Below are 437 nucleotides of genomic sequence, written 5' to 3'. Positions count from 1 at the left end.
GGGTATTTTATGGCAACAATATCGCTTCGAGTTTGCCTTGATCGTACTGATATCAGTCATCGCCTATGTCTGGTTCTCCAAGACCACCACTGACTGGCGCACCCAGTTTATTCGCGAAGCGAATCAGGCTGACAGCAAAAGTAACACCCGGGCAATTGATAGCCTACTCAACTATGAAACCGTTAAGTACTTTACTAACGAGCAATATGAAGCGGACCTTTACGATAAAGAACTAGAAAAGTGGGAGCAAGCAAAGCGCAAAAACCGTCTCACTTTATTTGCACTGAATGGCGGACAAGCACTGATCATTTCTTCATCGCTAACCGCCATGCTGGTACTGGCAGCTCATGAAGTCAGCACCGGACGTATGACTTTAGGTGATTTCGTATTGGTTAACGCCTTTATGATGCAAATATTCCTACCCTTAAACTTCTTGG

At 44.9% G+C, this 437-nt stretch carries 1 protein-coding gene; it reads left to right on the top strand.

Annotated elements, in window-relative coordinates:
- The coding region (locus A3766_RS26290; RefSeq protein ID WP_255375888.1) for an ABC transporter transmembrane domain-containing protein at positions 1-437 on the top strand (437 nt) is incomplete at both ends.

The organism is Oleiphilus sp. HI0132, from assembly GCF_001635845.1.
Note: the sequence above shows the minus strand (reverse complement) of the source record. Positions and strands in the feature narration are given on the sequence as shown.